General features: G+C 39.2%; 8 protein-coding genes. 3 read left to right on the top strand and 5 right to left on the bottom strand.

The window, feature by feature from the left end; translation table 11 throughout:
• A partial coding sequence (locus AAC037_RS13045; RefSeq protein WP_339903406.1) for an FAD-linked oxidase C-terminal domain-containing protein occupies positions 1-2,803 on the bottom strand: 2,803 nt, incomplete at its 3' end.
• Between the two features lie 132 nt (positions 2,804-2,935).
• Between AAC037_RS13045 and AAC037_RS13040 the strand changes: the two genes are divergently transcribed.
• Genes AAC037_RS13040 through AAC037_RS13030 form a run of 3 tightly spaced genes read left to right on the top strand, consistent with a single transcriptional unit; the run spans position 2,936 to position 6,081 of the window.
• The gene (locus AAC037_RS13040) at positions 2,936-3,907 is read left to right on the top strand and encodes a phosphotransferase (protein WP_339903405.1); all 972 of its coding nucleotides are present in this window, start codon (positions 2,936-2,938) and stop codon (positions 3,905-3,907) included.
• Positions 3,894-5,162: an ADP-ribosylglycohydrolase family protein gene (locus AAC037_RS13035; RefSeq protein WP_339903404.1), complete on the top strand. Its 1,269-nt coding sequence runs from the start codon at positions 3,894-3,896 to the stop codon at positions 5,160-5,162. Before AAC037_RS13040 ends, AAC037_RS13035 begins: the two co-directional genes overlap by 14 nt.
• Positions 5,163-5,205: 43 nt before the next feature.
• Entirely contained in the window at positions 5,206-6,081 is an 876-nt protein-coding gene (locus AAC037_RS13030; RefSeq protein ID WP_339903403.1) for a bile acid:sodium symporter family protein, read from the top strand.
• 53 nt (positions 6,082-6,134) lie between these two features.
• On the opposite strand, the gene AAC037_RS13025 is transcribed toward AAC037_RS13030, so the two are convergent.
• From AAC037_RS13025 to AAC037_RS13010, 4 genes are all read right to left on the bottom strand, one after another.
• On the bottom strand, positions 6,135-6,386 hold the full coding sequence (locus AAC037_RS13025; RefSeq protein WP_339903402.1) for a hypothetical protein: 252 nt from the start codon (positions 6,384-6,386) through the stop codon (positions 6,135-6,137).
• Between the two features lie 209 nt (positions 6,387-6,595).
• Entirely contained in the window at positions 6,596-7,201 is a 606-nt protein-coding gene (locus AAC037_RS13020) for a DapH/DapD/GlmU-related protein (protein ID WP_339903401.1), read from the bottom strand.
• On the bottom strand, positions 7,198-7,620 hold the full coding sequence (locus tag AAC037_RS13015; RefSeq protein ID WP_339903400.1) for a VOC family protein: 423 nt from the start codon (positions 7,618-7,620) through the stop codon (positions 7,198-7,200). Before AAC037_RS13015 ends, AAC037_RS13020 begins: the two co-directional genes overlap by 4 nt.
• Positions 7,621-7,722: 102 nt before the next feature.
• A partial coding sequence (locus AAC037_RS13010) for a glycoside hydrolase family 97 catalytic domain-containing protein (protein WP_339903399.1) occupies positions 7,723-8,567 on the bottom strand: 845 nt, incomplete at its 5' end.

Genomic DNA, 8,567 nt, shown 5'->3' with positions numbered 1-8,567 from the left:
CCATTTCCCCAATTTCCATACTTAGCTTATAATGCTCCTTTTCATAGCCAAAAGAACCTGCCATACCGCAGCAACCTGAAGGGATAACCGTTACTTGGTAATTTTCCGGCAATTCTAATATTTTCTTAGAATAATTGACCGAAGACAAAGCCTTTTGATGACAATGACCATGTAACTTTATTTTCTTAGGTGCTTTGGTAAAGCTCCCTGAATCTATATTTCCGGCCAAAACTTCCTTGGCCAAAAACTCATCCACTAGTTCACAATGGAATTTTAAAGATTTGGCCCTCTCTTTGAATTCAGGACTTACCAGTCTGGGATATTCATCCCTAAAGCTAAGAATGGCTGATGGCTCCACTCCTAACAAAGGACTTTCTGCCTTTACAATTGTAGAAAAAATTTCAACATTTTTATTCGCCATTTTTTGTGCATGGTCAAGCAAGCCCTTGGACATGGCTCCTCTCCCACTCTCCACATGATCTACCATCTTCACTTCATAACCTAAATGCCTTAGCAGTTTTATGGCTTTAATACCGGTATCAGTATCATTGTGGTTGGTAAACTCGTCACAAAAGAAGTAAACGGATTTTATTATGGGTTTACCACTTAGCTTAGCATAGTTCTTCTTGTACCACTTGCGCAGTGATTGACTACTCAATGCCGGTAGATTCCTTTCCGGAGCCACGCCTAGAACGTTCTTCATCAAGCCGCCGGTAAGCCCGTTGCTTAAAAAGAAATTGGCTATTCCCGGTACCTTACTCCCCAATTCATTCAATGAATTGATATGCGTAAAGGCTTTGGAACGCAAAGGGACAGGGTTAGATTTAAAATATTGGTATTGAAATTCTGCTTTCAAAGTGGCCATGTCCACATTGGAAGGGCATTCAGAAGTACATCCTTTACAGGAAAGGCAAAGATCCATGACTTCCTTTATTTCCGGATGATCAAAAGGATTTTCCTTTTCACTTTTAGTCAAAAACTCGCGTAAGGTATTGGCCCTTCCCCTGGTAGTATCTTTTTCATAACGTGTGGCCTGATAACTTGGACACATGGTTCCTCCACCGGAATTAGGGAGTTTTCTACAATCTCCGGAACCATTGCATTTCTCAGCCATCGGAAGAATTCCTCCTACCTGACTAAAATCAAATTTGGTTTGGTGTTCTCGCTTTGGCAAATCTGGCTCATACCTAAGAGAAGAGTTCATCGGCGGCGCATCCACAATTTTCCCCGGATTGAAAATTCCTTTAGGGTCCCATTTGGCTTTCACTCGTTTAAAAAGGTCATAGTTTTCTTGACCAACCATTAATGGGATAAAAGCCGCCCTTAACCTTCCGTCTCCATGTTCTCCACTAAGAGAACCATTGTATTTTTTTACCAGTTTGGCACTGGCTTCACTTATTTTATAAAACTCATCGACATCTTTGGACTTTTTAAGGTCAAGAATGGGTCTTAAGTGTATTTCCCCTGCACCTGCATGGGCGTAATAAACAGATTGTTGACCAAATTCAGCAATCAACTCTGCAAATTCATCAATATAATCTGCCAGGTCATCAATATCCACTGCGGTATCTTCAATACAAGCTACTGCTTTTTCATCCCCCGGAATATTTGCCAATAAGCCCAAACCGGCACTTCTTAAGTTCCAAGCACTGCTGGTTCTATCAGGGCCAATAACCGGATAAGCATATCCCAGTCCTACCTTTTTTAAAGCTTCTATAAATGCGGCACCTTGGGCATTTGCCTCTTCAAGGGATTTCCCCCTAAACTCTACCATTAAAATGGCCATGGGGTCCCCTTCTACAAAATCCCTATTCCTACTTTGCTCTACATTCTCTTTGGTGCAATCCAGGATTTTTTTATCCATCAACTCTACAGCTGTAGGCTTTTCATTCATGGCCACCTGGGCAGCTTTCATACTGTCATGGATGCTCGTGAAATGGGCAGCAACCACAATATCAAAGGGATCCGGCAATGGATCAAGGTGAATTTTAATCTCAGCAGTTATTGCCAAGGTACCTTCAGAGCCACACAATAATTTACAGAAGTCAAACGGAGCATCTTTTTCAGAAAAAATCTGCGACTCCAATAAGTAGTCCAAGGCATAACCGGTATTCCTTCTATGGATAGTTGATTTAGGGAAATTTTTTCTTATATTTTCTTGTATTTCCGGTTGGCTTAATTCTTCTCGAACATGTCGGTATAATTCTCCTTCAAGGCTCTCTTCCTTACACTTAAGTTCAAATTCATCTGGTGTCATGGATTTGAAGACAGCTTCGCTTCCATCACTCAATAAAACCTTGAGTTCAAGCACATGTTCTCTTGTACTTCCATAAACAATTGAGGTGGTACCACAGCTATTGTTTCCCACCATTCCACCTACCATTGCACGAGTGGCTGTACTGGTAATTGGGCTAAAGAAATAGCCATATTCCTTGAGGTAATTGTTTAATTCATTTCTAACAACACCAGGTTGCACCCTTACCCAACCTTCTTCCTTATTAAACTCAATAATTTTGTTGAGGTACTTCGAAACATCCACCACTATTCCATCCCCTACACATTGCCCGGCCAAGGAGGTTCCTGCTGTCCTTGGAATCAATGAGAGGTTATTGGAATTGGCGAAATCAATCAATTTTTTTATATCAGCATTGCTTTTCGGTAAGGCCACGGCCGTTGGCAGGGCCCGATACACTGAGGCATCAGTGGCATACAATGTCTTCATCAAACTATCGTAATGCAATTCACCATCCAATTCAAGCGCTAATTGGCTCAAAAGCGGATTGTCTATGGTTGTTTTACTCATGGCCCAAAAATAAAACAGTTAACGCTAGAAAAGAACTCAGGGGATGGTTTTTATTTAAGGAAAATAACCTTTATTCCCATTTTGGTTTCTATTTCAGAAAATACAAGGTAATTTTCTGAAAAAATAAATGAAATGTTAATCAAAGCGCCTCTTGATTCCACCCATATTGACTATTTGAAAAATATTGGAATTCTCGCCTCCAATGAGGAAGTGGCCGATTCATTCAAGGCCGGCGAAGGAAATATGAATGTCACCCTGACCATAAAAACAAATAAAAGGTCAATTGTCTTGAAACAATCCAGGCCTTTTGTGGCCAAATTTCCGCAAGTACCTGCTCCACTGTACAGAATAGAAATCGAGTACAATTACTATAAAATCATTGGTCCTGATAATTTTTTGGCTTGTTTTTCACCCAAAGTATTGGGCTTCGATAAAGAAAGCTGGCTTTTGGTATTGGAGCATCTGAACAATGGCGGAGATTACTTAGGTGTGTATCAATCCCATTCAATCCTTGGAGAAAATGTAATCGATTTATTGCTCAGTTACTTAAAGAAACTGCATCAACTTCCCGTTCTTGAATTTCCTGACAACATGGAAATGAGAAAATTAAATCACCAGCACATTTTTGTTCTACCTTTCCAGCCGGATAATGGTTTTAATTTAGACGATGTTCAAGATGGCTTACAAGGCTTGTCTACAAAGGTGAAGAATCATTCTACACTAAAAGCCAAAATAACTCAATTAGGTGACAGGTATTTGAGCAAAGGGAAAACGCTTATCCATGGAGATTTCTACCCGGGAAGTTGGTTTTCAACGGACAGCGGTTTGAAAGTCATAGATACTGAATTTGCATTTTTGGGAGATCCGGAATTTGATTTAAGCGTAATGTTGGCCCATCTCAAAATGGCAAGGGTACCTGATGAATCAATTCAAAGGGTAATTAAAGACTATCCCGTGGACAATAAATTATTGGCTGCTTACACGGGAGTGGAAATTTTACGGCGCCTATATGGGTTGGCCCAACTTCCCCTGTCTTTATCTTTGGCAGAGAAAGAAGAATTAACCATTGAGGCCATAAATTTGATCATGAATGAAGAAATTTAATTTGATTTTTTTTGTTTTCTTAGGCCTTATATTGCTCTCCTGTGAGCAAAGTAAAAAGCCGGTAGAAGAAGCATTATTACCGGTATCCCCGATTAACCAAGCTGAGCTATCTGATAAAATAAAAGGCCTATTGGTGGGCAGTGCCATAGGAGATGCCATGGGTGCCCCTACAGAAATGTGGTCGAGGAGAGATATTCAACACACTTATGGTTGGGTCAATGGACTGGATTCCATGGTTCGGGAAGTTTCACCCGAAGGAATCTGGCTGGCCAATCTTCCCGGAGGAGGCACCACCGACGACACCAGGTGGAAATCCCTGATGGTAGATTATTTGGCAAAAATTGATGGAAACAAACTTGATGCAGCTTCTTTTGCAGAACATATCATTCAGGTTTATGAAGCCTATTTTAGTGGTTTGAAAGCCTTGAAACCCGAACAGACTTCGGCATTGGAAAAGGTAAATCTGAAAGTTTTATGGTTGCAGGAATGGTATAAAGTTTCCTTGGCTTACCGACAAAATAGCCTAGAGGACTACCACAAGGCTCTGGGAAAATTTTATGGTGGAGAAATGGTTTGTGCCGGATTGCTATATTCACAAGCCATTGGAATAATGTATCCCGGAAGAGCGGAGGAGGCATACAAAAAGGCATTTGAACTGAGCATCTTTGATTTAGGTCTTGCCAAGGACATTGGCTCCCTTTCCGCAGCGATGACAGCTGCAGCAATGACAGCAAATGGGGACCAAAACAAGGTTTTGGATGTTTTAAGGGAAGTAGATCCTGAAGGTTATTTTTCCAGTAGATTGGTAGGCCGAAGTAGCTACCGGGTTTTGGAATTGGCCAGGGCTATTGTAGCAGAAGCCAAAGACAGTACACTGGTAGAAAAAAAATTACCAAAAGAGAGCAAAATCCCCAAAGCTTCCATCCAACGGGCTTATGAATTACTGGATCAAAACCAACAGGACATGCCTTTCCATGCTGCAGAGATTCACTTACAAGTATTGACAGCCATGCTCTTCAATGATTTTAAATTTGCAGAAACCCTTATTTTTCTAACCAATTATGGCAGGGACAACGATACTACCGCTGCAATAGCAGGGGCAATTTTAGGCGCTTACCACGGCTATGAAAAACTCCCTAAAACCATGCGTGAAAAAGTACTTAAAGTGAATAAAAGTCATTTAGGTATTGACATTAAAAAAATATCGGACAAACACTATAAAACCATACAATCTATGTATAAATGGCCTAATTAATTAATTTTTAGTATTATTACATCTATAACCCAAAATAACAATTATGGAAAGTAATATATTTACTGCAGTATTTTTACCCCTTGCACTTGCCTTTATCATGCTCGGCATGGGACTTACTCTCAGTATAAAGGATTTTAAAAACATCTTCATTTCCCCCAAAGCCATCAGTATAGGGCTTTTTTGCCAACTGCTAATGTTACCGATATTGGGATTTTTGCTTATTCTGGCCTTTGGCTTGGAAGGCTCGATGGCTGTAGGCATAATGATTATTGCAAGTTGCCCGGGAGGGCCCACTTCCAATATGATCACTCATCTATGTAAGGGAGACACTGCACTTTCGATTAGTCTCACTGCCTTAAGTTCTGTAATTACCATTGTCACCATTCCTTTGTACATCAACTACGCTATCGTTTATTTTGGTGAGGAAGGAACTGTTGCTTTACCGGTTTTGCAGACCATAATTCAGATCACCGGAGTAACCCTTATCCCTGTAGTCATTGGCATGTTTTTGAAATACAAATTTCCTGCACTTTCACAGAAAGCGGATAAAACAGTTCGCATCGCTTCCATTGTATTCTTTGTGGTGATTGTTGGTGGGGCAATTTTTAAAGAAAAGGACAATATTTTAGGCTTTTTTGCAGAGGCAGGTCCGGTAACAGTTATCCTCAACATACTTACTTTTGGTTTTGCCTGGCTAATTGCCAAAGGGTTTGGATTACCACTGAAGCAGCAGGTTTCCATAAGCATCGAGTCCGGCATTCAAAATGGCACTTTGGGAATCATGATAGCTGCTACACTTTTACAAAATTCGGCCATGGTTATTCCTGTAGTGATTTACAGTTTGATCATGTTTATAGCCTCAATATTTGTAGTCGTATTTATTGGAAATAAAAAAGAACCCGCCATGGTAAGCAATTAAAAGCTTGAGAAATTTCTAAAATCCTCGGTTTTAAGAACCGGAGATTTTATTGATTAGGAAAATAAACCTTCAAAGAAATTTATAATCATCGGCCCCGTTGGGAGCGTAAAAGTTAATGGCAGTAAAATGGTTACCAATTTTATCCACCATTTCTTTTTTGAAAGCAATACCAAAACGATTCCTGCAAAGTATAAAATAAAAGCAATAAATATGAAAAAGATAGTCCAGGAAAAATAACTGCCCAAAAGGATGGCAACAAGTCCAACAACATAAAGCCCATTGTACTTTTTAGATTCTTGCATCATGAAATTATATCAAGTGAGAATAATAATTTAAAAAGTAATAGCTGGCACAGGACAATTGAATTTGAATAAACCCAAGGCTAATATCCTGGTTAATCTAGTATGGTTTGAATACCCACCAATCCTTTGGTTGAAAGATAAAGGTTTTTTGTGAATTTGAAAATTAAGCATCTAAAAAACCACTAATTAAAAAACTTATACCTTCTTTTTTATCAGGGTATTTGCTCTACCAATGCAAGTCTTTTTACTATACTTTTTCTTGCCAAAATAGTACCCGGAGACAAAACTGCATTGGCGCCAATCTTTGTATCATCCCCAATCAAGGACCCAAATTTCTTTGTTCCTGTATTCATCAACTCCCCGTTATGTTTAACAGATATGGTCTTGTCCACCCTTTCGTTATAGTGATTGGCACAAATGGAACCTGCTTCAAAGTTTATGTTTTTACCAATGATACTGTTTCCAATATAGTTAAAGTGAGCCAATGCCGAATTCTCAAAAATAATAGATTGCTTAATTTCTACTCCCGGTCCCACCTTTACTGATTTTCCCAAAAAGATTGGTCCTCTTAAATAAGCATTGGCCCCTATAAAGCAATTTTCAGAAATGATTACAGGTCCTTTTATTGTGACTCCTTTTTCTACTGTAACTGTCTTATGGATGGCAATATTTTCTTCTATTTTATATTCAGCTGATAAATTAGAAAATCGGTCCTGAATCAAATTATCAAGCTCATTAATTATTTCCCACGGCGCCTTGTCTAGACATTGATGGAAAAGCGAATCAAAACCTTTGATATAATCCCTTATTGGTATCATAATTCGTAAAACTCAATGGGTAAATCATCAGGATCTGCGATAAATGTAAATCGTTTGTTGGTAAATTCATCTACTCGTACTCCTTCTACAGGTATGTTATTGAATTCCAAATAGGCAATAGTTGCTGTAAGATCCCTTACCCCAAAAGCAATATGTCTCAATCCTCTTGCTTCGGGCCTTGAGGGTCTTAAAGGTGGGTTTGGAAAAGAGAAAAGCTCGATTAAATATTGCCCGTTTAAAGAAAGGTCAAGTTTATAGGATTGTCGTTCTTCTCTGTAAATCTCTTTGTCTATCGTAAAGCCTAAAATATCTGTGTAAAACTTTTTAGACTTATCGTAATCCGAACAAATTATTGCGATATGGTGTAGTTTTTCGATTTTCACTATAGATCGGGCGTTGCTGAAGGAAATGAACCGCATAAAAAGAATTTTCTCCGAAGCTCCTTTTCATTGCTGCTAAAATACTAATTTAATGGATTTGGAAGTATTTGTGTCCACCGAAATCGATATTTCCTCAATTCGTTATTCTTCTTTATTCGAAATTTTTTTTATATGCATTACATGCCCACCACCATTGCTCATTCGGACAACAAGTTTGGTGTTGGCATTAACAACCATGCTTCGGATTGTATAGGATTCCTTATTGGACAGATAATCAGAATTCTCTGCATCCTCATAAAGTATTGCTTCGTATTTTTCTTTCTCCGACAAAAAACTTAAATCCAATGTTATGGAGCGTGCTTCTCTATTGGTCAAAGCGCCTACAAACCAATCTTCTCCTGCTTTCCTGGCAATGCTAACATATTTGTCCAATGCTGCATCTAGCACTTCAAAACTATCAAATTGTGCCGGCATTTTCCGAATACAATCAAACAAATCTTCTTTTTCCAAATAGGCTTCAGGGCTATCAGGCAATACCATCCATCCAGAATAAATGGTAATAAGCTTGGCTACTTCCGCTACCACAGTACCGGGGATTTCCTCAAAGACCTTTGGCCTTCCTATATGTGCACTGTGGAGGGCAAACCATCCATTTGTAAAATCCAAAGGACCGGCAATCTGATTTATTAAAACCTGATTAACTGATGTTTCGGGATAATGCGAATATTTGGCATCTCCCTGTGCATGGCCAAATTCTTTGGTAATTAGGTTGGGCCACGTTCTTCTATCTCCACTTGGGGGAACTGGATTGTCATGAAAATTTACCATCAATTTATACTTGGCACAGAGCTCAACAATGGCTCTGGTGTGCTTTACCTTCTCTTCTAATGTCCCTTGCATAAAGCCATATTTAACCCCAATGGCTCCCCATGCGGAAAATTGTTTCAAGACCCTCTCTAAACCGAACTTTTTAGCTCCTACATCAT

The organism is uncultured Cyclobacterium sp. (assembly GCF_963976465.1).
Classification (GTDB): domain Bacteria; phylum Bacteroidota; class Bacteroidia; order Cytophagales; family Cyclobacteriaceae; genus Cyclobacterium.
Note: the sequence above shows the minus strand (reverse complement) of the source record. Positions and strands in the feature narration are given on the sequence as shown.

What these genes read in the sequence shown, in the direction of transcription:
- AAC037_RS13040 (WP_339903405.1), top strand. Translation starts at nt 2,936, where the DNA reads ATGTTAATCAAAGCGCCTCTTGATTCCACCCATATTGACTATTTGAAA.
- AAC037_RS13035 (WP_339903404.1), top strand. Translation starts at nt 3,894, where the DNA reads ATGAAGAAATTTAATTTGATTTTTTTTGTTTTCTTAGGCCTTATATTG.
- AAC037_RS13030 (WP_339903403.1), top strand. Translation starts at nt 5,206, where the DNA reads ATGGAAAGTAATATATTTACTGCAGTATTTTTACCCCTTGCACTTGCC.
- AAC037_RS13025 (WP_339903402.1), bottom strand. Translation starts at nt 6,386, where the DNA reads ATGATGCAAGAATCTAAAAAGTACAATGGGCTTTATGTTGTTGGACTT.
- AAC037_RS13020 (WP_339903401.1), bottom strand. Translation starts at nt 7,201, where the DNA reads ATGATACCAATAAGGGATTATATCAAAGGTTTTGATTCGCTTTTCCAT.
- AAC037_RS13015 (WP_339903400.1), bottom strand. Translation starts at nt 7,620, where the DNA reads ATGCGGTTCATTTCCTTCAGCAACGCCCGATCTATAGTGAAAATCGAA.